Origin of the sequence: Bacillus mobilis (genome assembly GCF_001884045.1) — a bacterium.
GTDB classification, from domain to species: Bacteria; Bacillota; Bacilli; order Bacillales; family Bacillaceae_G; genus Bacillus_A; species Bacillus_A mobilis.
Map to the genome: position 1 here is coordinate 82973 of NZ_MACF01000071.1, position 24363 is coordinate 107335.

Sequence of the window (24363 nt, forward strand, 5' to 3'; positions counted from 1 at the left end):
TAACTAGCGTTCCATCATTTGAATATAACTGATCTTTAACTTATTTCCCTTACAGTCCCCCAACCGCTCTTCCCCTTCTCCTTTTACTCCAAGCCTTTCCTTCCAAAAATAACAAACTTACTAAAGCACACATGAATATAATCGGCACACTTGCTTTATATAGATCTGTAAAACTCATAGCCATTTGATTTCGAGCATAGTGATTTACATCATTCGAAAATACAAGTACTTCTTTTTTTATACTTTCCTCTTGTTTTTCAACTTCCTTTGTCACTTGATTCATAACTTCTTCTCTTTTTATATCTCTATATTCTACCGGAACATCATTTAATACTTCATTCACTTTTTGGCGGATTAATTCATCTTTTTTCTCTTTATTTAACTCTACAAATGTTTCATTTTGATGTTTTTCTGCATTTGTTTCTATACTTTGTTTCTCTATTTTTCCTTTTGATATTTGCAATATCTCAGCTTGCTGGGCACTACTCACATGAATATTACGCACTTTTTCTTCTGCATAACGATATACATTCTCTTTATTTACAGTTATGTTGTGCGTTAAGTTAGATACAAATATTGCAACTGCTAATACAATTCCAACTTGTCGTAACATCGAGACAACACTTTGAGAAGCAGTTAATAATTCCCCTTCAAACGAAGAAGCACTTAAAACTGTAATTGGACCTACTACTAAACCATACCCAACACCTAATATCATACATGGAATAATTATTTCTATATTTGTTGAATTAACATCAATCATTTGCAACCAATAATAAGATACACCCATAATAAGAAAGCCTGACAAAATAATAGTTACTTTGCCAAGCTTTTTAATTAATGTTGCTGCAACTGGTGAAACAAAAAATATCATTGCTGAAATAGGTGTCACTAAAAAAGCTGCTTCGATTTCCGTTCGACCTTGTATTTTCGTCAAGAACGTTGGAAGTAATACAGTTACTCCAATTAAAAACAAATTACTTAATATTACAACGATAGATGCTCCAACAAATATACGATCTTTAAATAAATTTAAATTTACCATTGGATTATGAATCTTTCGTTCCACTAGAACAAATAGAATAAGAGAAATAGTGCTAATTGCATAACAAGACAAAGCTATATTACTTTGCCATCCCCATGCATTGCCTTTTACTAATATGAGAGTAAAAGAAAAAATTGCTGCGCTACTTAATAGTAGTCCTACCCAATCTATTTTTGAAATAATACGTTCTTCATTTTTTATTTGTAACATAATGCAGCATAAAATGACTCCAAGAATACAAATTGGAACATTAACGAAGAACACCCATCTCCAACCGAAATTTTGTGTAATAATTCCACCTATTACTGGTCCCATCGCGGCTGATAACCCTTGTGATACTCCTAAAATTGCAAGTGCAACATGCCTCTTAGCTAATGGCATTGCTGATACACCAATTACCATACTAGTCGGAAATAAAATCGCTGCACCTACACTTTGTATAAAGCGAGAAAAGATAAGGAAATCGCCCGTATTAGCAAAAGCACAAAGTACGGATCCACCGCCAAAAATTATCAAACCAAGAATATACATCTTTGCTTTCCCAAAAATATCAGCTATCCGCCCTAACGGAATGGCGAGTACCGCAATCGTCATCGTATATACATTTAATACCCAAGACATCTTTTCTAATGACGTATTTACACTCGTTTGTATCGCGGGTAAAGCTATATTCATAATTGTCGTATCAATCATACAAAGAAATATACCTAGACACATTAAAAAGACAACCTTAATACCCTTTGATTGCTCCATGTTCATCTACCCCTTTATTTATTATGAACGGATTTTTCATTCTTCCATTTTATTGTGTTCTTTTGCTTCTAGTTGCTCTAGTTTTCTTTTCAACATCTCTACTTGAGCACTATACGATGCGATACCTACATCGAGTGAAATTTCCTCAACAAAAGTAATACCCTCTCTCCACTTTTCATATTTCAAACGAAGATCCGCAATGTATACCTCTTTCCTTTCAATCTCGTCCTCAATCCATTTTTTTATCGCCTTGTCATCGCTATAATTACCGAAATACATCCTCATTAAAAAATCTGAACGTAAAACATCTTTCTCTACATCTGTTTGCATGTATTGATAAAATTCTTCACGTCCTTCATCTGTAATAAAGTACATTTTTTTATTCGGTTTTCCTTCTTGCATAATAACCTCTTTTTTTATTTTCCCCTCTTTTTCCAACTGTCGTAACGTTGGATAAATCATTCCAAAACTCCCATCAAAAAAGTGAGTAAATACGTCTTCAAACACAATTTTAATATCATAACCAGACATTTCTTTTCCCATTAACAAACCTAAAACAACATCTCTTCCCTTCAAAATAAGACCCCCACATATTATATAATCAATAATCATATTAACAATGTTAATATGATTATTGATTATATAACTTTTTTTGTTAATTGTAAAATGTTTCTAAATAAAAATACCCTGTAATTTTGTTATCTAAAATTACAGGGTAACTCTACTTTATATTTCATATGTAAACTTTGTACTATTTTACAACTACATCTTGATTCGCCTCAAATCCTTCTGTCTTACCTTCTTTTATTTCATAATAATACGAAGGTAATTCTATATTATGTTCTAAAAGGTAATCCTCAATTAATGAAATAATCACTTTCAACGTTTTCAAACGAGCGTATAATTTATCGTTACTCGCGATAATTTGCCATTTCGCATTTGGCTTATTTGTTTTTTCAAACATGTCTTCCATCGCTTCAACATACTCATCCCATTTTTCACGGTTGCGCCAATCTTCGTCTGTAATTTTCCATTTTTTCAAAGGGTTGTTCTCTCTATCTTTAAACCTCTTTAATTGTTCCTCTTTACTAATATGATAGAAGAACTTCCCGATTATATAATGATCATCTGTTAATAGTTTTTCAAAATCATTAATCTCATCATACGCTCTCGTCCACTCTTCCTTTGTAGCAAAACCTTCAACACGCTCAACTAACACACGGCCGTACCATGAGCGATCAAAAATAGTAATTTGCCCGTACTGAGGTAATTTCCGCCAGAAACGTTGCAAGTAATGGTACCGTTTTTCATGAGGCGCTGGTGCTCCAATTGGATTTACTTGGAACCCGCGTGGATCAAGGTGCTCTGTTACTCGCTTAATCGCTCCACCTTTTCCAGCAGCATCCCAGCCTTCCATAACGAGCATAACTGCAATTTTTTCTTCTTTTACAATTTGCTGTAACGCTAATAAGCGCCTTTGATATTTTTCAAGTTTCTTATTGTACTTAGATTTCGATTCAATTCTTTTCATTACATCTACTTTAGCAAGATGTCCATTTTCCATAAAACAAATCCCCCTTGTTGTATAACAATGTTATTTTAACATATTTTTGGGAATTTTTTCAAATTAGAAAAAACTGTGTAGAAAAATCTCTACACAGCTTCCTTCTCTAATTGCACATCTACTTCAATATTCTCATTTTTATTTTTCACAGCTTTCATAAAGAATACAGCCGTTAATATAACGGTATTCCCCCCGCACCTACCATATAAGATGTGTTTAACTGAATGTTAAAAGCAATTTTTGCATTTAAAATATAAATTATATTCATGATTGTCACAAATATCACCTTACATTATATGGTATATACTCACATAAAGAGAAGATAATAATAAATAAATCCGTTACAGAATGGTGGCTCTCTAAAAATGAAAAGAAAAATATTTTCTCTCTTTGCACTAATCTGTTTAGCATTGCCAATACAAGCTAGTGCATACACATTTCAATCACTACCAATTGAATCAAAGTCAAAACAGTGGTATATCGAAATTGATAAATCCCATAACGCAAACAAGCAAGCAGTGCAGCCAAAACAAGGTGTATATGGTACATATCGTTTACTTGTAAAAAACATCGGTAATGATGTATCAAACGTAGCTGTAGAAATCGTTGATAACACCCCTACCTCTAAAGCTACTTTTAACCCTACTACATTACATAACAACGTTTCAAAAAGTCAGACAAGCTTTGACTACATCTTATTCCCTTTAGACTTTCACAGCCATAATTTCAAAGTCGTCATCACTTGGGAAGAAAACAATTTCTCTTACAACGGTCATCCGGTAAATGAAGGGAAACAAATGAAACAAACATTTGTATTCCATGAAGAGTAAGCCCTAATTTGATTATGGCTTACTCTTCATTTACAAAACCATATTGAATCGCTTCTGTTACCTCTTTTGTGATTTCCAGTTCTGTTGCTTCGGTGCTAATTTTCTTATGCCAAATATGTACAGAAGGCTTTTCGTTACAAAGATGTTTTAATAATACTAGTTGATTATATGTTAGCGTATGTTCTCTACGGATAACGATATAGACTGTGAAATTTTTTGCTTCAAAGATCTTTTCCTGCAAAGTGTATTCGCTGTCCAATTCCTTTGCTACTATGTCGTTCAAGTTTTCTATAATCATATAAGTTATTCTCCTTTCCCTTATATCATCAATCAAATCGTCGAATACTTGGCACACATAACGCTATTCCAATTGTTACAAGTACTAATATAGCTAGTGTTATAATCGTTATCTCGCCACCTATGACAGTAGCTAACCATCCTACAACTACATAACCTAGTGGCAATAAAGCAAATGAACCTAGCATATCAAGGCTTGCCACCCTTCCAAATGCTTCTTCTGGCACAAGCTCTTGTAAACTTGTTTCCCAAATGAGTCCAAATATCATCATACCGAACCCTTCAATTGCCATTAATCCAATTAATGCAGGTGCCCAAGCAATAAACGGCATTATTAAAAGCGCACAACCACTTATTAATACACCACCATAGGCAAGTAATCCCCGCTTATGCCACCGTTCCCTCCCGCCAAATATTAGCGCGGAAATTACAGCTCCAACACCAGAAGATGCCATTCCTAATCCATACACGTATGCTTCAAAATGATGATGAACATTAAATAACCACGGAATTAATACGACGATAATTCCTGCATAACAAATATTAATGAAAGAAAAAACTAAAATTGTAATCCATAGCCACGGATGATTTTTTAAAACGAAAACACCTTCCATAAACTCTTGTTTGTAATCGATTTGTCTCTTTTCAATGGGTTTTACTTTTTTAAACTTTATTTCTCTTAAAAATAATAAACATAAAAATGATAGCAAATACGTTACTGCATCCAGTCCAAATCCTATTCCGGCAGATGCAACTGAAACAATCAATCCTCCAAGAGCCGGTCCAATTAGTCGTATACCTTGATTACTCATTTGCGTTAATGCATTAGCTGCATTTCGAATTTCCGGTACAAATACTTTCGCCCTTACAGCCGCATATGCTGGCTGAAATATCCCTTCCATAAGCCCATATAATGCTACGAGTACATATAGAAGTGGAATTGTTAAAACATCCATAAATATAAGCATTGCAAATAATAGCATTAATGTGCAACGGATTATATCTGTAAGTAACATTAATTTCACTCGATCAATTCGATCTACTACTAATCCAGCAAACGGTAACGCAAGAATATTAGGAAGCATGTACATTGCCATAGTCATTCCCATTACAACTGTTGAACCAGTTAATGAATACACAACGACTGGCAAAATAACCATCGTTATCGAACTGCCTAAAGTCGAAAGTAATTGCCCAATCCATAAAAATTTAAAATGTGGTGACGCTTTAACTGGCAATAACAATTTACCGACATAACTTACATGTTTCTCTGTTCGTATTTCTCCTTGCATACTTCTCTCCTCTTTTCAAATTAAGTTAACACTAAATATAAAACAGAAAATTCAATCTTCAATACTTTTAATTATATATGAAACTGTTAAATTATTGGCAAAAACATAAAAAAGGTGTTTTCATAAATGAAAACACCTTTTTTATTTTATAATTTTAAGTTCTTCTTCAATGTCCAATACTTTTCTTGAGCATTTTCAAATGAAAATTCTACCCAACCGTTTGGATCTTCACGATATACATTTACTTTCTTACCATTTTCTAATTTTCCAACTTCATTTTGTGTAACATTTGGTACACTCTTAATTGTATAACCAAATGGATATGGTACTTGATAGTAAGAGCCTACTAATTGAACAGTAGCTGTTGCATCTTTTGCATAATCTTTATATGGAATTTCTTTTCCTAATGCCTCTACATTTAATGTATTAGCATTTTTCGGTAATCGTTTTACATTTTCATAATCTTTCTTGTTAAACGGTTTAATACGCTCCATTATATTAGCGATTTTGCCCGCCCATTCTTTATCTGTTGCATACTTTTCATTCATAGCAGGTAATGTGTAACCGCTGAAATAATTTGCACCTTCTTCTAAGTAGTTCTTCCTTACATAATCAGCATTGTACGAAATACTTTCCTTATATGATGGTAAATATTTTGCATATGCAAATGGGTCGCGATCATATGCTCTTAAGCCAAATAAATTATGTTTACGATATGCAATTTCTGATTTACCATACGCAGATTCTAAGATTGCATGCGCAGCTAAATATAGCGCGCTCACACCATACTCATTTTGTGCTTGAACAAAGTCTTTTCCAGTTCCAATAAGAGGACTGTCAGGATGCCATTTTTTAATAAAATTATCAATCTCTAGTGCCGTTACGTTCGCTGGTAACGTAACATCTAGATTAATATATGAAGGCTGTTCAACAGGAACATCCTTTTTAATTTGCATCGCTTTATATAATAATTGTGCATAGCTCTCACGTGTTAATACACTTGATGGATCAAATCCTCCAAGTCCATTCCCTACTGATACACCATTTGATTGCAATGCACTAATTGCTTCTTTTGCCCACCAATATGTTGCGTCTATATCATTAAATGTATGTGGTGCTTTTACTTCTAATTTAAATGCTCTTTGCAAAATAACAGACATTTCAGCACGAGTTAATGATTCTTTCGGTCTAAACGTCCCTTTACCATCACCTATGAAAATCCCCATATCTGTTAATGCCAAAATTTCTTTTGGGAACATCGTCGTTCCTGCGCTAATATCAGCGTATGGATTTTTATAATCACTCTTTAATTCTGGTTTTAATGCACGATACATTAATGCTGCTACTTGCTCACGAGTTACAACATCTCCAAAGCCAAATTTACCATTATCGTAACCTGCAATAACCCCTTTTGACGCTAAATCAGTAATCGCTTCAAGTGCCCAATGATTTTTCGGAACGTCTGGAAATTCTTTTGTAGATGCAAACGAAGTTGCTGGAGCCATCACTACTTGAAGTGCGACTGTCACTGCTAACACATTAGAAATAACTTTTTTCATAAATTGTTTAACACGTTTTCTATATGCTTGTCCCGTGTTAACTTGCCTCCCTTTATCGTATAATTTTCCCTATTAAACTAACAAACTCTTAATTAGTCAACAGTAAAAGTATACGTGATAAAAATAAACTAATCTACCATTATTTTATTCATAATCAGCATAATACGATATATCTTTTTATCCTGATATAAAATTACAAAATTTTACACAAAAAGCCCACCTCTATATAGACGATGGACTTAGCAATCAACATTCTTATTTAGCTAAACGATATTTTGAAACATCGAAACCTTTCCACTCATAATAATCCAAAATCCCAGCATAAACTGCCTCAGCAGCAATTTGTCTTCCTGATTCATTAGCTAATTTACCATTATCAATAAAGGCAAGCTCTGTTAAAACTGCTGGTACTGTATTATTATTCACTACATAAAGTGAGTGATTGTCTTTTATAGTTCTATCTCTTGTATGTAGTGCTTCTACTACTCGTGTTTGAATTTTCTTCGCTAATACTTCACTATCCTTTTCAATCTGTGTCTCTTCTCCACGCTTGGATTTTTTATAATAATATGTTTCCGTTCCATGACCATCATGATTTTCAGAAGAATTTGCATGAATGCTTACAAATATATCTGCATTGTTCTCTTGACCAAATTTCACTCGATTCGCAAGAGATTCATTCCTGTTACTTCCTGGATTTCCGTTCTCTTCACGTGTTAACAAAGGTCTTAAAGGTGTATTTTTTTCTAGCAACTTCTGTAATCTTAAAGATGTATCAAATACAATTTTACTTTCCTCTACACCTTGCCCTGGATTCCCTGGATCAAATCCTCCATGACCAGGATCAATAATAACTACCTTTTCTACTAAAGGATTGCCTACTTTAAGTGAATCAGCCTTTGCAATAAACTGTGCTGCTTCTGCTTTCGTTACAGTTTTCTTAGGCTCCCACTTCTCACCAGTACCAAGAGAGATGCCTAATTCAACTAAGATGTTAGCTTTTTCTTTACCCCAGTTTAATGTTTCTAAATCTTTGAATTTAGTTGCTGGAGTACCATTTACTTTAGAATCTAATTTGTAAGCTTCTACAAGAAGAGAGGCCATTGAAACTCGGTCAATTTTCCCAGTTGGGTCAAAGACGCCTGGACCTTTCCCTTTAACAACACCAGCTTTTTCTACAGCTGCGATGAATGGAGTGTACCAATCGTTTTGAGAATCACCGAAAGATGGTTTAGCATTTTTATCGATTGGTAAGTTTAAGATTTTAGCCATCATTGTAGCTGCTTCTGCACGAGAGATTTCTTTTCCAGGCTCGAACATTCCTTTATCGTTACCTGTAACTGCACCTTTCTCTACTAAATAGTAAATAGAATCTTCTGCCCAATGTTTAGCTATGACATCTGGAAATTTTTTTGTTTGTGCGAAGCTACTAGATGAATAAGATAATATACTAGCTGCGATTACTCCTGCTGCGATTATTCTATTTTTCATAGAATATATTCCCCTCTCAAGTACAATGTATTTATATAACAGACTAATTATAGTTCTGAAAATTAGTAATAGTCAATTGAAATTTGTATAATTTTGTATTATTATTGTATTTTTTGTCATATATAACTATAGTTAAAAACTATAAGGTTTTATAAGAGGAGAGATTCATATGAGCAACAATTGGAAAGATATAGAGCACCGTATGTATACAATGTGTATGATTCAGCGAAAAAACGAAGTATTACTAATACAGCGCCCCGATCATCTAGGCTTCCCTGGTTTCATAGCGCCTGGCGGAAAAGTAGATTTTCCAGAAAGTATCGTTCAAGCTGCTCAGCGAGAAGTAGAAGAAGAAACTGGATTACTTGTGTCAAATTTAACTTTTAAGGGACTAGATGAATACGTAAATCCGAAAGAAAACGTTCGATATATGGTATTTAACTATTGGACAAATTCATTTGAAGGTGAACTCCTTTTGAATCCTCCTGAAGGCGAATTATTATGGGTACCAATCGGCACAGCACTAAATCTTCCTATGCAAGATTGGTTTAAAGAAAGATTCCCATTATTTTTTGAAAAAGGTACGTTTGAAATTCAACGTGTTTGGGACCGAGACTTAAATAAACAAGTTACTATGACGATTACCCATACATAAAAAGCTTGGAATCTCTCCAAGCTTTTCTTACTTCTCCTCTAATCTCTTAATCTCATAATCAATTTCTAAAAACTTGATTCCGAATATCCACATTTTATGGTTAGCTTCTAACATTTGATTTGCGCCCTCTTTAATAATAAATGTCTCTGCTAACGGTAAACGGATTGTAAAGTAGCGAGTATGTAAATAAATCCCCTCATCTCCCTTACCATTTTTTCTCAGATTACTAGTAATGATTAAATCATTACTCATATTACATAATTTTAAAACCCCCGTCATATTCGAATATGGTAAAGGCAATGCAATATTCATATATGTCTCATTCTCATGTGTATGTTTTGAGTAAAGAGCTACAAAAATAGATTCTTCTGCTTCATTTTTTCTTATCCAAGCCCTTACATTCTCTCTTCCATCCTTCTCATCTATTACCCCGATGATAGAGCCATGCATCGTTTCCCACTTGCCGCCCATTCCTAAATGTATTTGTCCTACACGCTGACTCATTTTCTCATAGCAAAATGCAACCGGGCGGAACCAACGAGCCCACTTAATATGCGATTGTAATTCATACTCTTTTGTATTTTCATAGAAACGAATAATACTTAAAGGAATCTTGTTCACGTCAAATGCATCACTATGAAACTCATTCATTTTATCAACTAAGCCTTTATATTCCTTGCTATCTATTAAATTCCTGTTATGTAAAAACGCTTCTCCAACTGTCGTATTTCCTCTTAAGCTGCTCATTGGTTTCCCGTAATATTTATAATTCGGAGCACTCTTTTCAATCATCCAACCAACAAATGCTGGTAACGCTACTCCAATTCCATTGACCACACCGTGAATCCAAACCATTTGAGAAATTGTAATCGTCATTACATGTTTCAAATTCCCATATGAATATATAAGTGAAAACATAATTGTTACCATGAGCGTGCTAGACGATATGACCAGGAGAACCTTTGCACTAATAGCATTAAATTTCGTGCGCCAAACATAGATCCCATAACCATAAATAGCGCATAAATATAGGAACACTGCAAAAAATTCAAATACTCTTGAGTACGTAATTCCTATTGCAACTGTCATAGGTGAAATGACGATGATAAACATAATAGCATCATATATTTTACTTCTCTTTTCTCTTTTTCTCCCAATTAAACCAGCTGATAACGGCAATAGAAATGCCGAATAATGAAAGTGTGCAGCTGTAAGCAAAACAATGTCGGAACTAAAGTGCATAATGGAAAGCTTTGCTACAGAAGCAAAAAACCAGAAACCACCTAAAAACAAATACATAAACGCACTATCGATAGCTGTCTCCTCTAACGGTTTCCATCCTCTTTCTAGTAATCTACTTATCCCAAATAACGCAACAATTCCTGTATATACAAACCAAAGTAACGCAAAGAAATAGTGATTTGTTACGAAAGCTAGCATTGCACTAATTGCTGCGATTGGATATAAAAGTGATACTAGTTTATAAAAGGATACATATGATCCATTTCTTGTTTTCTTATCAATGATGCAAAATGACATCGGTATACATAACAAAATAGATAATAATATAATTGCTTCCACTGGGTTTATATTTGACCACTCACATATTAAAAAAATAATATAACAAGCAAGCCCAACTATTATATTTTTCATATCATTTATTTCCTCTCCACAAATGTTCCCTTATATGAAAATAATGAACCAATTAACGGATTGCGTACTTGTACATGAATTCGAAAACATTGTAGTGTTTCATCATAACTTTCTACAATTTTGGCCTCTCCGTATAAAAATCTAGGTAACGGGACTTTTCTTCCAAACATGTAAAACCATTGTTTCTTTGAAGAAATATGCATTGCCCCCACCTCATCAATATGAAAATTCAATGTAGAAACAAGTATGTGCGGCTCACCAAAATAATCTACAATTTCATTATTCTCTTCATCCATCTGCATAATAGCGTTAAAGTATCTTTTCTTATTATGAAAATAAAAAGTACGATTCCACCGCACAAGTTCATTTCCATGTTCATCTCGCTCAGCGGTATTATGTATTGTAAATGGCACTTCCTTCCCCCGCTCAGAGAAAAACATTCTAAACTTCGATGCTATTTTCAATATTAATTTCACGAAAATAGAACCTCCATAAATTTCATCCATCCTCCCTTCTCCAGTAAAGCTATTTTCATCCGTAATTTCATAGCGTTTCTGTAATTTCGGATGAAGTTTTTTATAAGAATCCCCTAATATTCTTTCATACATATTAGCCATACATTATCCCTTTCTCTTCCTTTTGCAATTTTTTGCACTTGGTAAATTCGTGCTATTTATATAACCGACAATTGATAACCCCATTAGTAAAACGTTTAATGTAATTGGATTAAACGGCTCTGTAAAGCTTACAATATTCGTAAATCCTGCTGCTATCGTTAAGGCTATTAACATAAAAATATGTACGATAAATACTTTTCGCTTTTGAAATGGCAACAACCATATGACACCAAAAATAATTTCTAGTAATCCAATTATTTTAAGTACAAAAATACTATGTTCAGTTGAACCAATCATCACAGACAGCATTTTTACTTCTTCTGAATGAGTAAACACTAGTTTCGGCACTATTCCTTGATACATCCATACAAATGCAATTAAAAAACATACGAGCCAATATGTCATTGTTCTTCTAATTAGTAATCTAGGGTGCAATCCCTTTTCTAACCATAATTTTAAAGCATCAAAACTCCATGCAGTCGCCCAGCCCAATAACGGCCGAAACATATAGACATCTATTACATTCCCTATACGACCAAACCTCGTATCATAATCATATTGTGTCTCAAAATGAATGTGTTCTTCACACGGTGTATACTTCCAATAACCACGCCCTATTTGAATAATTGATAATTGATTGTCTGTCCAAAATTTTAAAGAAGAAATCCGTTCACCTGTTTCTTTTCTTATTTCACCTATCGATTCCCCTTCACCAGCTATTTCAAGTCCAAATCCGATTTTTGTTTTATATAAAAACTTCTGCGGTTCTCCTTCTTTTTTCTCTAAATACGAAATTTCAGTAAAGCGAGCATCCCATTCTGTATGTATATCTGGTTCTTGCGTATATTCCCATAATTTCTCCATTGTTGTGTTCATTTCTGCCGAAACATAAATAGGCTTTTTTCCCTTCATTCTTCTACCTCCAATGCACTATACTTTTAATGTACATGCAACGAATTCATTTTGCTACATTTTTCACAAACTTCCCTGTAGAAAGAAAGAATTTTTAAAATTTATACAAAACACTTGATTCCCCGAAAAATTTAAATTATTATAAAACAAATGTTACCAACAACTTCATAAATCAAACACTCTCGCCTAAAACGTGAGATAGAGGTTGCGATACTTATGATTATTCTAATGGAGACACAGAGATGTCTATGAAATTAGATGAAAGGAAGTATTGCCGAAATCGATAATTTTCTCTGCATTTATCGATTGGGGCTGTTTTCGAATAGAAACAGAACTGTCATATGTACAGAAGTGTATGTATGAAGAGCTATCTACAAAAAAGAGATATCATTCTTATGATATTCCTTTTTTGGCGGTTTTTTTATTAGCTCCGTTTTCTGTTTCCCTTTTCCTGTAACAGCACCATCCTCACTTATTTGAGATGGTGTTTTTTGTTTTTCTCTGGTAACTACAGGAATATTGGGATTTATATATGTCCTAATCTATTCTTAAAAATGGATGAAAGAAGGAATTCGTAATGGAAACGATTGTACAAAAATTTGGTGGCACTTCTGTCGGAAGTGTTGAGCGTATTCAACATGTAGCAAATTTAATTATTGAAGAATATGAACAAGGACATAGTATCGTCTCTGTCGTTTCAGCAATGGGAAAAAGCACAGATGAACTTGTCGCACTCGCTAACGCGATTTCAGAAAATCCGAGTAAACGCGAAATGGATATGCTTCTATCTACAGGAGAACAAGTAACTATTTCATTATTAACGATGGCACTACAAGCAAAAGGTTATAACGCGATTTCATTAACAGGATGGCAAGCTGGTATTACGACAGAATCTGTACATAGTAGTGCACGGATTACTGACATTCATACAGATCGAATTCAATCTTATCTTACTGAAGGTACGATTGTTATTGTAGCTGGCTTCCAAGGAGTTAGTGACAACCATGAAATTACAACGCTTGGACGCGGTGGTTCTGATACAACAGCTGTTGCATTAGCTGCTGCACTGAAAGCAAAAAAATGTGATATTTACACAGATGTGACCGGCGTATATACGACGGATCCACGAGTTGTAAAAAACGCTTATAAATTAGATGAAATTTCTTATGACGAAATGTTAGAACTTGCAAACCTCGGTGCTGGTGTATTACACCCGCGTGCTGTTGAGTTTGCTAAAAATCATAATGTAGTTTTAGAAGTTCGCTCAAGTATGGAAAAAGAAAATGGAACAATTGTAAAAGGAGAATGTAACATGGAACAACAATCAATCGTTAAAGGTATTGCATTTGAAGATAATATTACACGCGTCACAATGAAAGGATTGGAACACGGTTCACTTTCAACAGTTTTCTCTACATTAGCAGCGGCACATATTAATGTAGATATCATCATTCAAAGTATTACAAATGAAGGAACTGTTCACCTCTCCTTCTCAATCCATTCTAATGATTTAAAAGAAACATTAGAGGTATTAGAACAACATCAAGAAACGTTACAATATGAATCTGTAGAATATGAAAATCATTTAGCAAAAGTATCAATTGTAGGATCTGGTATGGTCTCTAATCCGGGTGTTGCTGCGAATATGTTCACTACTTTAAAAGAAGAAGATATTCATATTAAAATGGTAAGTACATCAGAAATTAAAGTGTCTGTCGTTATTGACCGCCTTCATTTAGTAACAGGTGTCGAGGCGCTGCATCAATCATTTATGGCGAAAATTGAGCCTTTAGTGCAGATGAGTTAATTTCCACTAGTAAAATTTAAAACAAATTATATGAATCTATTTCCTTCCTATATTAATAGAAAGCTATTTAAGTTACCTTATAAAAATCAATCATAAAAATAAGGAGTTATGCATATTAGTCATGAATAATATGCATAACTCCTTTACTGCTTATTAAAAGATTGCGTCCGATCGTGGAAAATTGTAATTAAAGAAACACACAGTTAGTTTGAGTACATTATTTTACAAACTGTTTCTGTTTCTGTTCCTCTTCCACTTCTTTTATAGACTTTGCAATAATTTCACATTTTTTTATAGCCCAAATGTAATGATTAGAAGTGTTCGCTGCAAAATAGCTATATAAATTACTTGTTTTTGTCCATTTATATTGTTTTTTTGTCATGATTTGTTCATTGGTATGTGATTTAATTAGTTCCATCACTCGTTCATGACTTAACTTCAATTTTTTTATTGCTTGATTTAATGTTACATTTTGATAGTTTTCCCAAATTCGCATATTGAGTAACCCTATAGTACGCCATTTATAACCAGGTGCTGGTATAAATGGATTATCCCCATTCATTCCTTCTCTATACCATCTCTCCAGCATTGCATGCCATTCATACAGATGCATTAATACATCACGGAAACTCTTATCCCTTTCTTGATTTTCAATGGAAATGTCCCTTTTTCTACTAGGTACGGATTCAATTATTTCAAGTAATGAATTAAAGTTTTTGTCACTATTCAGTAATAAAATTCCCTTTTCATTTCTAGTCACCTTGGTAGTCCCTCCCTTTTGTTATATATTAACAGAGATCCCCTTTTTGTTTTGAATTTAAAGTTAAAATATTGTTAATTTAAGCTGATTTATTTAAATTTATGCTGTTAGTTCAATATACTTCATTCTAGATAATAGCGTTTAGGATAGGAATATTTTGTAGGAAAGTCAAACTTCTTTTATCAAATAGCAAATTGACGAAATATAGTTCACGTATATTTCAATAATATAGGGTTTACGAATAATTGTGTATTAACAATGAGTTTTTTGTTTAGAAGAGATTTTAGTATAATTATGAGGAGAATTAACAAATAAAATTATACATATAAGGAGATAAAGACTATGCCAAACAACAAGTTACTAAGAATGGACAATGTCAGCATCGTTGTAGAATCTCTTGATAACGCAATCTCTTTCTTCGAAGAGATTGGATTAAAACTCGAAGGGCGCGCTACCGTCGAAGGGGAATGGGCTGGTCGCGTAACCGGACTCGGTTCTCAGTGCGTGGAGATTGCTATGATGGTAACCCCAGATGGCCATAGCCGAATTGAACTTTCGCGATTTCTCACACCACCTACTATTGCAGATCACCGGACAGCTCCTGTAAATGCCCTCGGTTATTTGCGCGTCATGTTCACCGTTGAAGACATTGACGAAATGGTATCTAGACTTACTAAGAAGCATGGTGCTCAGCTCGTTGGTGAAGTAGTTCAGTACGAGAATTCGTATCGACTTTGCTACATTCGTGGAACTGAAGGAATTTTAATTGGTTTAGCGGAAGAACTCGGTAACAAATAAGTAATGTTTTACTGAATTAAAAATATTTGAAAGAACTTTACGCTTAATAGAAATTAGATTTTGAACCCCGTCCTAGCTTTAGAACGGGGTTATGCTTATTTGGACTTTTTAACATACTATTAACATCTTAAAATTATTATAAAACAATTCAATTGCATGTTATAATCTTTCCTAGGAAATATAACTGACTCTTCTCACTTCTTATCATATATATCTTTTCTTTTGAAAAACGATTTGAACTCATTCAACATAACTTTCTTTACGTCAGAATAAAAAACCATCATGAATAGTGCAATTCCTAATAAGATCTCTTGCATTCCTTCATAATCAACGAAAGCACTCACAATTAGCAAACCAAACCCAATATAAAAACCAAACACATTCTCTTTCTCAAAATCTTCATCTTCATCAATATGTATTTTCTCTTTTAAATTTTGGTTCCCTTTTATTAACTCATCGAGCGTAACATTATACATTTCGCTCAATAAAATCAAATTTTCAATATCAGGGTAACTTTTATCATTTTCCCATTTATACACCGCCTGCCTCGTAACACCAATCTTTTTAGCAACATCTTCTTGTGAAAACCCTTTTGACTCTCGTAATCTTTTAAGTTGTTGTCCTAAGCTCATAACGTCCCCTCCTTTAACAAATTATGACATAATAGGAGATAAAAAAGAAAGAAACTATTGGTACAATCCACTGTAAACCATTCGTTTACACAATAAAAAAGAGAGAATAACTCTTTGAGTTATCCTCTCTCTTCTATTAAAACAGATGAATGTTTTCTTTCTTGCAAGCTTCACGTAAATCGTCAGGCCATACAGAAGATTGAACTTCACCGATATGTGCTTTTCGTAAGAAGTACATGCACATTCTTGATTGTCCAATACCACCGCCAATTGTTAATGGTAGTACGTCTTCTAAAATACCTTTATGGAAATCGTACTCACGTTTGAAATCTTCACCTGTTTTCGTTAATTGCTCATCAAGTGATTTGCTATCAACACGAATTCCCATTGATGATAATTCGAATGAAGATTGTAATACTGGGTGCCAGAATAAAATGTCACCGTTTAATTTCCAATCATCATAATCAGCTGCGCGCCCATCATGCTTTTCACCTGAACGAAGTGCATCACCAATTCCGATAATGAAGACTGCACCGTGTTCCTTTGCAATTGCATGTTCACGATCTTTCGGTGTTAATTCTGGATATTTATCTTCTAGTTCTTGGGAAGTGATGAAAACAATTTCTTCTGGTAAATACTTTCCAAGGAACGGATACTTTTCAAATAAGTGGTATTCTAAATCTTTGAATATTCCATAAATTGTTTGTACTGTTTTTTGTAAGTAATCTACAGTACGCCATTCTTTTTGAACGATTTTTTCCCAATCCCATTGGTCAACGTAAATGGAATGTGTTGCATCAAGTTCTTCATCACGACGAATCGCGTTCATGTTTGTATATAAACCTTCACCAGCTTCATATCCATATTCATGTAATGCAAATCTTTTCCATTTCGCTAGTGAATGAACAATTTCTAATTCTTCTCCTGAGTGTAACATATCAAATTCAATTGGACGTTCTACACCGTTTAGATGATCATTTAATCCTGATTTTTTCGTTACGAATAATGGTGCAGATACGCGGAATAGTTCAAGGCGTTTTGCTAATTGATCCTCGAAAAATGTTTTAACTTCCTTAATTGCGATTTGAGTCTCTCTTACTGTCATTAATGATTGATACATGGTGGTTTCCTCCTAAAATGTTTGGATGTTGTGAAAAGAAGCCAACAAAAAAAGCCCTTCTTTCCCAAAAAACTGGGACGAAAGGCTTTGGTTCCGCGGTACCACCCAAATTAGCAACAGAGGTTGCTCACTTATACAATACGGAGATGAAATATCTCGATACTGTTCTTCTTGTAACGGCGAAGTACCCGGCTAAGTCTACTTTCCTGTAAAGGATTTCGGTTAGCAACTCCAGGAGGTTCTTCATAATAGGCTTCGTATCAGGCTCACACCACCCCTGACTCGCTTAGACTACATCCTACTACTACTCGTCCTTTCATAGTCGTTTTGTTGTCACATCTCTGAAACATTTTATTAATGATTATTCTATACAAAAAATAAAGAAAGTCAACAAAAATTTAAAAATATTTTTCAATTCTTTATTTTACGGCTTTATTGATTGTTGCTAATTTAACATCTTTACTTTTTCTGTCTCGTCAATCCAAAAAATGTTTCACTAAGCGAGACTAACATATACACAACAAGTAATGTAATCGTTCGAAATATAGAATCCGCAGTATTTCGTATTATTTTCATTTTCTTTATAATTCCTTTCAGTTTACTTGCAAATTCATGTTATACTATAGCATTCAAGCAGTTTATTTTTACTTAAAGTAAACATAGTCATTTATAAAGAGTATTTTCTAAATCATTGACTATTATCAAATAAGATTTTTATATAACGGAGTGATCATATGAGTAAAACGAAAGCAAAACCAAAAAAAGGTGTAGGACAAGGTACAGGAAGTAAAGGGTGGAACCGTTGGCAATCAAGTGCAAAGAAAAAGGCAGCTGCCAAGCCATACAAAAGTAAAGGCACAAAGAAGTAATCTAAATAACATTTGATTTCTTTACTTTGTACAAAACAAAATATAATTATTACAACAATAAAGCTATGCCCTCATACATTTGAAGGCATAGCTTTATTAAATCATTAAAATATCTCGAATTTCTTCCTCAGTAATTGAGGACAATTTCTCTTCTCCCGGCTCAATCACTTCAGCGATTAAATTTTTCTTACTCTCTTGCAGTTCATGCATTTTTTCCTCAATTGTTCCATGAGCCACTAACTTAATAACTTGTACCGTATTTTTTTGTCCCATTCGATATGCTCTATCTGCTGCTTGTTGTTCAACAGCTGGATTCCACCATAAATCGTACAATATAACCGTATCGGCACCCGTTAAATTAAGACCCGTACCACCAGCTTTTAAAGAAATGAGAAATAGATCCCCTTCTCCTTCGTTAAACCGGTCACATAGCTCTACACGTTCTTGCGAAGGTGTATTTCCGTCTAAATAAAAGTATGGAACAGCTTGACGGTTTAACTCACGACCAATAATAGACAGCATCTTCGTAAATTGAGAAAAGATTAAAATTCTCTTACCAGTACTTCTGCATTCCTCTAGTATCTCTAGCAATTGCTCAAATTTAGCTGAACTCCCCTTATAATCATCAACGAATAAAGCGGGATGATTACAAATTTGTCGTAATCTCGTTAAGCCAGCTAAAATTCTAATTTTATTTTTACGTAACGTATCTTTATCTAAATGCTTTAACGTTTCTTCCCTTAATTTCGCTAAATAAGCAGCATATAGTCTCTTTTGATCTGGTAATAACTCCGATGACTGTAAGTGCTCTATTTTATCTGGAAGCTCCTGTAATACATCTTCTTTTAGTCGTCTTAATACGAAAGGTTTTACGCGCTTTGCTATATCTTCTCGCCTTAAATCACCGAATTCTTTTCTTCCCGGTAATAATTCCGGAAAGACGACATGGAAGATCGACCATAGCTCTTCTAATGAATTTTCTACAGGCGTTCCCGTTAGTCCGAAACGATGCTCAGCTTGAATAGTTTTCACTGCTCTTGCGGTTTGCGTTGTAGGATTTTTAAACGCCTGTGCTTCATCAAGAAATAGTGTATGAAACGGCCTCGCATACGATCTTATATCTCTTCTCAGTAACGGATATGACGTAATTACGACATCAAATTCCGCTACGTCCTTTAAAATTTCCCGTCGTTCTGTTTGAGTTCCATCTGCAATAACCGCTCTAATATGCGGGGCGAATTTTTTCAATTCACTAAACCAATTGTAGACGAGCGAGGACGGTGAAACGACTAATATAGGTAGCTTCTTCTCCCGAATTTCAGGCAAAACAGAATCTATAAAAGCAATACTTTGCAACGTTTTCCCAAGTCCCATATCGTCTGCTAAAATACCGCCAAAACGATAATAGGCAAGTGTTTTCATCCACTCGAATCCGTATACTTGATACTCTCTCATTACAGCATGTAAAGTTTGTGGTACTGTAAACTTTAATTTTTTCGGATTTTGAATGCTTTCAACTAAATCTTGAACAGACTCATCTAAACTTAAAACATGACCCTCGTGAAGTCCGTTCATCCATTTTACACTCCGAATAAGCGGAACATTCACTTCTTCCCCATGTAAAAATTCTTTTCGAATACCTGATTCTTTTACAAACTGATTAATTTCATTAAACTCTTTGCTCTCTAGTGATAATAAAGAACCATTCGCTAATCGGTAATATTTGCGTTTCTCTTCAAGAGCGACTAATACACCTTTAATTTCCGCTTCCGGTATTCCTTTTATATCAAAACGAAATGATAACCAATCAATTCTTTCTTTTCTTCTTACCCTAATAAGAGGAGCTGTATCCCCTTTATGAATGCGTAATTTGATTGCTGTTGTCGCGTAAATATCAACTAAACCTTTTAACGTTGGAACGATATGATATAAAAAGTTATACTCCGCTTCTTCATTATGCATAAAGTATCCACCTTCTGTTTTCGCGAAGGCACTTTCACTCATAATATCTAAAATCTCTTTTTCCTTTTTCTCATCCCGATTAAAAACAGACGGCTGCCCGTCTTCTTCTAGCGGATTGATCACAACATTGCCATAATGAAATTCAAGACCTGCTAACAAGCGATTTTTCACTCGATCTAAATATAGTTTTGCTTTTAGCGACGGTGTTTCAACACGATCTGATATGACTTCATCAATGCGTACCGTTCCAAGTTTCATTAATCCTGGTACAACTTTCGCTACAAAATGTTCCATCTTATTTTCAGGAATATAAAACTGATTACTATTTGAGCGACTCATCATCTTTTGTAGTTCGATAAGTCGCATACAATCTTCCATAGGCAAATGATATAGTTTCCCATCATAAAGAGCGTTGTTATACATGTCCATAACTTGAACACGATTTAAGCCGTCTATACGAAGTGTGAATCCACCATTATTTCCTTTCGTAAATTCAAAATGTAATGGCAATAAACCGTTTGACATTTGCAAGCCATGAAACAGCTGCTCATTTTGTTTCAGCTGTACATACTCAACTTTAGTAAGTGAAGAGAGCATATCTTTCCACGAAGCTGGCGGTATGAATATCATACTTTCATCTTGTTTCGTATGTACTTCTAGCGCATCTTCATACATTTTTTCATTATGATACATTTTAATCAGCTGCTGAATAACCGCATCCGTTTCTTGCCTGAAGCTATGTACATCTGGTGTGTATGTAAATTCATTAGAACAATGAAAAGTCTCTCTTTTCTCCACTTTAGAAAGAAAGTCTCTAATATGCTTTATAAAGTATGTTTTCGCAAGTTTTAACTGAATTCCAAGAAGGGCCCCACCGCTTTTCGTAGCCACTGGTGAACATATAAACGCAACATCTAATATTTCACGTGTATCAAAACGGTGTTGTTTACTTTTTGGCCGCAGTGGTTTGTCTGCAAACAACTGAAACATCCCGCTCGTTAATTGATCATTTCCGCTCATATTTTCATTACTAACAGAGACCATGCCGCCCGTTTGCTGGTTATAATTTATTTGTATTAGTACGGCTGCAACATGTTGACAGTACGTTTGAAAAGACGCTAACGAAGGACAACTACATCTCGCAACTACATCACCTTTTTGAGCCTTTTCTACTGTAACATGGAAATCTTCGTTCCCTTTTACCGTTGCCTCACAAATTTCTTTCGTTTCATCATAATGATTCACGATTACTTTATTTGATTTATAATAAGCTTCGCCTCTTTTATACGAGGTCTCTCCGCACACTTCTTTAATAATCGATTTATTTAATGTAAAACTCATTGTTTTGACACTTCCTTAATGTAAAACCATTTTCTCTTACTTAACATTTTACATGCTTAACGAGAAAATATAAAATGTTGATTGAACAAAAAAGATGCTTATTTATAAGCACCTTCTTCACTCTATCTCCATCAACCTTTTCGCCTCAAAATACAACACTTGAATAAATTTTTTCGTATTAATTCGTATATGTCCAGAAGTCGCTATTTCATCCTTTGTCATTTCTGTCATTCGTTTTCTCACTACAGTGAAATCAAAAAATTTCGGGGCATAGCTTTCAAATTTTGGATTTGAAAAGTCTGTTAGTCCGAGTGAAGCTAAATGATTCAATGATTGATAAATCGCTCTTCTTACACGTTGTTCAGATGCTTTTCTCTCCTTATCTATATCTACATCTGAAGCTATATGATCTAATTTTTTTAATGTAATTTGGTGAAAAATGTCTTTTAACGCAGGAAATCCAAATTCAAATGTTTGCGCCTTTTCTTGTCCGTATAAATATTCCAGCATACTAAGTAAATCTTTACTTCCGTTCTCTCCCGCAATACCGAGTTCTGCTAGTAAGAAGCGTCCGGAATCTGCTATCTTTTTTGCTTCTTGCACCGGTTCATTGCGCATTTGCGGCTGCTCCCACTGAAACACGTTATTCAATGATTTTTGAATATCATGTATGGAACGCTCCAAGCGAATCCGTTCCATTACTTTTCGTACGACAGATTCAACTTCAATTTTGTTTAGTGGTTTCGTAATATAATATTCCACACCAAGTGTATATGCCTCACCAATGAGCTGTTTCGATTCAACTTGGGAAATCATAATAATTTTCCCGTTGAATGAAGGCGCTATATGGCGAACTGTTTCAATGCCATCTCTCATTGGCATGAGTAAATCAATAAACAAAATATCCACTTTTTTATAATTTAGCTGTTCTACTTCTACAAAAGCTCCATCTTCCGATTCTCCAATTACTTCCCCAAGATCGCCATCCTCAATAATTTGCGAAAGCATCGAACGGAAAACTTCATCATCATCTACAATAGAATAAAACAAACCTATTCCCCTTCCCACTTTAAACTGCCCTCCGGTAAACAAACGATAAACTTACATCCTTTTTCATTTTCATTGTCTTCTAACCTTACTTCTCCGCCGAGCTCTGTTACCATTTCGTGTATGTAAGAAAGTCCAATACCTGTTGACGGTGTTCCTGTTTGATCATACTTGGAAGTAAACCCGGGCTTAAATACTAATTTCTTATACTTTTGTGCTATACCAGGGCCATCATCAATTACTTCAAAGATTACATGTTGATCATGTTTATATAACTTAATATGAATGAGACCTCTATCTTCAATTGCTTCCACTGCATTGGCAACTAAATTATTAAAGATTGATAGCACTGTATACACGTGATATGCAGCGTGTTCACCTTCTATATGTTTAGAAAAACATATATCTTTCTCTAGCATTCCAGCGTACTTTTCATTTATTCTTACAATCATTTCTGTAAGCTCATGACCTTCTACATACTCCGCCACATTTTTATCTAATAACAGTTTGGATAATCCTGCAAAAATTCTTTGATTATCCTTTTTTATTTCGTGCACTTCTCCTGCTATTTTCAATGCTGTTTTACTGCTAGAATCATTTTTCTCCTGTAAATTTCGATATAGTTGATATGCTTCTTGTGTAATCAATTCTGCATTTTGTAACGTTTTCTTCAAATGAACTGATTCTACATATAAATTTGAAAGGTGCATGAACATTTTTTCATTTTCTTTTCGAACTTGCGATTCTTTTAATTTCGTTTCATATAAAATCATCATATTTAAAAAGCCTAGTGCAAAGAAACTGCGGAAAATAGCAATAATGATAAGTTTATTTACTTCAGAAACTGTTATCGTTGTACCGAGCACGACCATATGATAAATCGCTAGTTCTGACATACTTGCGATAATTTCAATTGTAATTCCAAGGCAACCAATAACGATTGGTTTCTGATGAAACTTATTCACCCTACAAAATGAAAAAAGACTTCCATAAATAAAATAATAAAAGAACACAGGATAACGCAAATAAAATGATTCTGTCATATGAAATGACCCTTGCATAACCCAGTCAAGACATACGCGGAATAAAACGACACATATACCGACAAGAATACCTGCAGCCGCTGCTGGGATTCTTCTTAAAAATAGTAATAAAAAGAAGAAAAGTGGTGTCCCAAAGCTAACACGAAACGTATCATTAAAAGGATGAAAATTAAGCTCTCCAGCAATCGGAACAACTACCATTAATATAATTAAAAGGGATATATCTTTCTTCCATAACTGATTCCAATTCAAAGATGCCACTTCCTATACTTTTTGTCAGTAGTAAAAGTGAAAGCCCGCTTATATAATAAACGGG

Annotated in this window: 21 protein-coding genes, 1 pseudogene, 1 riboswitch and 1 other annotated feature; of the genes and pseudogenes, 5 read left to right on the forward strand and 17 right to left on the reverse strand. The window is 34.3% G+C overall.

Annotation, left to right across the window (positions count from 1 at the left end):
* Positions 1-49 precede the first annotated feature (49 nt).
* The 4 genes and pseudogenes from BAQ44_RS12330 to BAQ44_RS12345 all read right to left on the reverse strand — a co-directional run.
* Positions 50-1798, reverse strand: coding sequence for an MFS transporter (locus BAQ44_RS12330; RefSeq protein ID WP_063263600.1), 1749 nt, complete (start codon positions 1796-1798; stop codon positions 50-52).
* 36 nt (positions 1799-1834) lie between these two features.
* Positions 1835-2374, reverse strand: coding sequence for a PadR family transcriptional regulator (locus BAQ44_RS12335; protein WP_071721834.1), 540 nt, complete (start codon positions 2372-2374; stop codon positions 1835-1837).
* Between the two features lie 175 nt (positions 2375-2549).
* The gene (locus BAQ44_RS12340; RefSeq protein WP_071721835.1) at positions 2550-3362 is read right to left on the reverse strand and encodes a polyphosphate kinase 2 family protein; all 813 of its coding nucleotides are present in this window, start codon (positions 3360-3362) and stop codon (positions 2550-2552) included.
* A gap of 89 nt (positions 3363-3451) precedes the next feature.
* Positions 3452-3645, reverse strand: a pseudogene (locus BAQ44_RS12345) (carbon starvation CstA family protein); the annotation flags it as partial.
* Positions 3646-3727: 82 nt separating this feature from the next.
* Here BAQ44_RS12345 and BAQ44_RS12350 point away from each other — a divergent pair.
* The gene (locus BAQ44_RS12350; RefSeq protein ID WP_063263603.1) at positions 3728-4192 is read left to right on the forward strand and encodes a YozF family protein; all 465 of its coding nucleotides are present in this window, start codon (positions 3728-3730) and stop codon (positions 4190-4192) included.
* 19 nt (positions 4193-4211) lie between these two features.
* Here BAQ44_RS12350 and BAQ44_RS12355 read toward each other — a convergent pair whose 3' ends face one another.
* The 4 genes from BAQ44_RS12355 to BAQ44_RS12370 form a co-directional block, all read right to left on the reverse strand.
* Entirely contained in the window at positions 4212-4490 is a 279-nt protein-coding gene (locus tag BAQ44_RS12355) for a hypothetical protein (RefSeq protein ID WP_063263604.1), read from the reverse strand.
* 28 nt (positions 4491-4518) lie between these two features.
* A complete protein-coding gene (locus BAQ44_RS12360; RefSeq protein ID WP_071721836.1) occupies positions 4519-5781 on the reverse strand; it encodes an MFS transporter in 1263 nt (420 codons plus the stop codon).
* A gap of 146 nt (positions 5782-5927) precedes the next feature.
* Positions 5928-7340 (reverse strand): S-layer homology domain-containing protein, encoded by a 1413-nt coding sequence (locus BAQ44_RS12365; RefSeq protein ID WP_071721837.1) that lies wholly within the window; start codon positions 7338-7340, stop codon positions 5928-5930.
* Positions 7341-7595: 255 nt separating this feature from the next.
* Complete coding sequence (locus tag BAQ44_RS12370; RefSeq protein ID WP_071721838.1) at positions 7596-8831, reverse strand: N-acetylmuramoyl-L-alanine amidase; 1236 nt, start codon at positions 8829-8831, stop codon at positions 7596-7598.
* A 169-nt stretch (positions 8832-9000) separates the two neighbouring features.
* On the opposite strand from BAQ44_RS12370, the gene BAQ44_RS12375 reads away from it, so the two are divergent.
* On the forward strand, positions 9001-9486 hold the full coding sequence (locus BAQ44_RS12375; RefSeq protein ID WP_071721839.1) for an 8-oxo-dGTP diphosphatase: 486 nt from the start codon (positions 9001-9003) through the stop codon (positions 9484-9486).
* A 27-nt stretch (positions 9487-9513) separates the two neighbouring features.
* Here the strand turns inward: BAQ44_RS12375 and BAQ44_RS12380 are convergent, their stop codons facing one another.
* Genes BAQ44_RS12380 through BAQ44_RS12390 form a run of 3 tightly spaced genes read right to left on the reverse strand, consistent with a single transcriptional unit; the run spans position 9514 to position 12668 of the window.
* Positions 9514-11139, reverse strand: coding sequence for a YndJ family protein (locus BAQ44_RS12380; protein WP_071721840.1), 1626 nt, complete (start codon positions 11137-11139; stop codon positions 9514-9516).
* Positions 11140-11144: 5 nt separating this feature from the next.
* On the reverse strand, positions 11145-11756 hold the full coding sequence (locus BAQ44_RS12385) for a DUF4166 domain-containing protein (RefSeq protein ID WP_071721841.1): 612 nt from the start codon (positions 11754-11756) through the stop codon (positions 11145-11147).
* A gap of 3 nt (positions 11757-11759) precedes the next feature.
* Positions 11760-12668, reverse strand: coding sequence for a DoxX-like family protein (locus BAQ44_RS12390; RefSeq protein ID WP_071721842.1), 909 nt, complete (start codon positions 12666-12668; stop codon positions 11760-11762).
* 191 nt (positions 12669-12859) lie between these two features.
* A riboswitch (Lysine riboswitch) is annotated at positions 12860-13046 on the forward strand.
* 199 nt (positions 13047-13245) lie between these two features.
* Between BAQ44_RS12390 and BAQ44_RS12400 the strand changes: the two genes are divergently transcribed.
* Positions 13246-14475 carry an aspartate kinase gene (locus BAQ44_RS12400; protein ID WP_071721844.1) on the forward strand — a complete coding sequence of 410 codons (1230 nt, stop codon included), beginning with the start codon at positions 13246-13248 and terminating at the stop codon, positions 14473-14475.
* A gap of 217 nt (positions 14476-14692) precedes the next feature.
* Here the strand turns inward: BAQ44_RS12400 and BAQ44_RS12405 are convergent, their stop codons facing one another.
* Positions 14693-15235 carry a ClbS/DfsB family four-helix bundle protein gene (locus tag BAQ44_RS12405; RefSeq protein ID WP_071721845.1) on the reverse strand — a complete coding sequence of 181 codons (543 nt, stop codon included), beginning with the start codon at positions 15233-15235 and terminating at the stop codon, positions 14693-14695.
* A 342-nt stretch (positions 15236-15577) separates the two neighbouring features.
* Here BAQ44_RS12405 and BAQ44_RS12410 point away from each other — a divergent pair, with 342 nt between their 5' ends.
* The gene (locus tag BAQ44_RS12410) at positions 15578-16033 is read left to right on the forward strand and encodes a VOC family protein (protein ID WP_071721846.1); all 456 of its coding nucleotides are present in this window, start codon (positions 15578-15580) and stop codon (positions 16031-16033) included.
* 194 nt (positions 16034-16227) lie between these two features.
* On the opposite strand, the gene BAQ44_RS12415 is transcribed toward BAQ44_RS12410, so the two are convergent.
* Both BAQ44_RS12415 and asnA read right to left on the reverse strand, forming a co-directional pair.
* Positions 16228-16665, reverse strand: a complete 438-nt coding sequence (locus tag BAQ44_RS12415; protein WP_071721847.1) for a helix-turn-helix domain-containing protein — start codon at positions 16663-16665, stop codon at positions 16228-16230.
* Positions 16666-16801: 136 nt separating this feature from the next.
* Positions 16802-17785: an aspartate--ammonia ligase gene (gene asnA / locus BAQ44_RS12420; protein ID WP_071721848.1), complete on the reverse strand. Its 984-nt coding sequence runs from the start codon at positions 17783-17785 to the stop codon at positions 16802-16804.
* Between the two features lie 70 nt (positions 17786-17855).
* Positions 17856-18114, reverse strand: a binding site (T-box leader).
* Positions 18115-18519: 405 nt separating this feature from the next.
* On the opposite strand from asnA, the gene BAQ44_RS12430 reads away from it, so the two are divergent.
* Positions 18520-18654: a DUF3934 domain-containing protein gene (locus BAQ44_RS12430; protein ID WP_000047588.1), complete on the forward strand. Its 135-nt coding sequence runs from the start codon at positions 18520-18522 to the stop codon at positions 18652-18654.
* Positions 18655-18750: 96 nt separating this feature from the next.
* Here BAQ44_RS12430 and BAQ44_RS12435 read toward each other — a convergent pair whose 3' ends face one another.
* From BAQ44_RS12435 to BAQ44_RS12445, 3 genes are all read right to left on the reverse strand, one after another.
* Entirely contained in the window at positions 18751-21957 is a 3207-nt protein-coding gene (locus BAQ44_RS12435) for a DEAD/DEAH box helicase (RefSeq protein WP_071721850.1), read from the reverse strand.
* Between the two features lie 117 nt (positions 21958-22074).
* Positions 22075-23007, reverse strand: a complete 933-nt coding sequence (locus BAQ44_RS12440; RefSeq protein WP_071721851.1) for a response regulator — start codon at positions 23005-23007, stop codon at positions 22075-22077.
* Between the two features lie 2 nt (positions 23008-23009).
* Positions 23010-24308, reverse strand: coding sequence for a sensor histidine kinase (locus BAQ44_RS12445; protein WP_211274090.1), 1299 nt, complete (start codon positions 24306-24308; stop codon positions 23010-23012).
* Positions 24309-24363: the final 55 nt, after the last annotated feature.

Coding starts and splice junctions, on each gene's coding strand:
- BAQ44_RS12380 (WP_071721840.1), bottom strand. CDS start 11,139: ATGAAAAATATAATAGTTGGGCTTGCTTGTTATATTATTTTTTTAATA.
- BAQ44_RS12390 (WP_071721842.1), bottom strand. CDS start 12,668: ATGAAGGGAAAAAAGCCTATTTATGTTTCGGCAGAAATGAACACAACA.
- BAQ44_RS12340 (WP_071721835.1), bottom strand. CDS start 3,362: ATGGAAAATGGACATCTTGCTAAAGTAGATGTAATGAAAAGAATTGAA.
- BAQ44_RS12410 (WP_071721846.1), top strand. CDS start 15,578: ATGCCAAACAACAAGTTACTAAGAATGGACAATGTCAGCATCGTTGTA.
- BAQ44_RS12330 (WP_063263600.1), bottom strand. CDS start 1,798: ATGGAGCAATCAAAGGGTATTAAGGTTGTCTTTTTAATGTGTCTAGGT.
- BAQ44_RS12350 (WP_063263603.1), top strand. CDS start 3,728: ATGAAAAGAAAAATATTTTCTCTCTTTGCACTAATCTGTTTAGCATTG.
- BAQ44_RS12430 (WP_000047588.1), top strand. CDS start 18,520: ATGAGTAAAACGAAAGCAAAACCAAAAAAAGGTGTAGGACAAGGTACA.
- BAQ44_RS12370 (WP_071721838.1), bottom strand. CDS start 8,831: ATGAAAAATAGAATAATCGCAGCAGGAGTAATCGCAGCTAGTATATTA.
- asnA (WP_071721848.1), bottom strand. CDS start 17,785: ATGTATCAATCATTAATGACAGTAAGAGAGACTCAAATCGCAATTAAG.
- BAQ44_RS12375 (WP_071721839.1), top strand. CDS start 9,001: ATGAGCAACAATTGGAAAGATATAGAGCACCGTATGTATACAATGTGT.
- BAQ44_RS12360 (WP_071721836.1), bottom strand. CDS start 5,781: ATGCAAGGAGAAATACGAACAGAGAAACATGTAAGTTATGTCGGTAAA.
- BAQ44_RS12385 (WP_071721841.1), bottom strand. CDS start 11,756: ATGGCTAATATGTATGAAAGAATATTAGGGGATTCTTATAAAAAACTT.
- BAQ44_RS12400 (WP_071721844.1), top strand. CDS start 13,246: ATGGAAACGATTGTACAAAAATTTGGTGGCACTTCTGTCGGAAGTGTT.
- BAQ44_RS12435 (WP_071721850.1), bottom strand. CDS start 21,957: ATGAGTTTTACATTAAATAAATCGATTATTAAAGAAGTGTGCGGAGAG.
- BAQ44_RS12355 (WP_063263604.1), bottom strand. CDS start 4,490: ATGATTATAGAAAACTTGAACGACATAGTAGCAAAGGAATTGGACAGC.
- BAQ44_RS12415 (WP_071721847.1), bottom strand. CDS start 16,665: ATGAGCTTAGGACAACAACTTAAAAGATTACGAGAGTCAAAAGGGTTT.
- BAQ44_RS12365 (WP_071721837.1), bottom strand. CDS start 7,340: ATGAAAAAAGTTATTTCTAATGTGTTAGCAGTGACAGTCGCACTTCAA.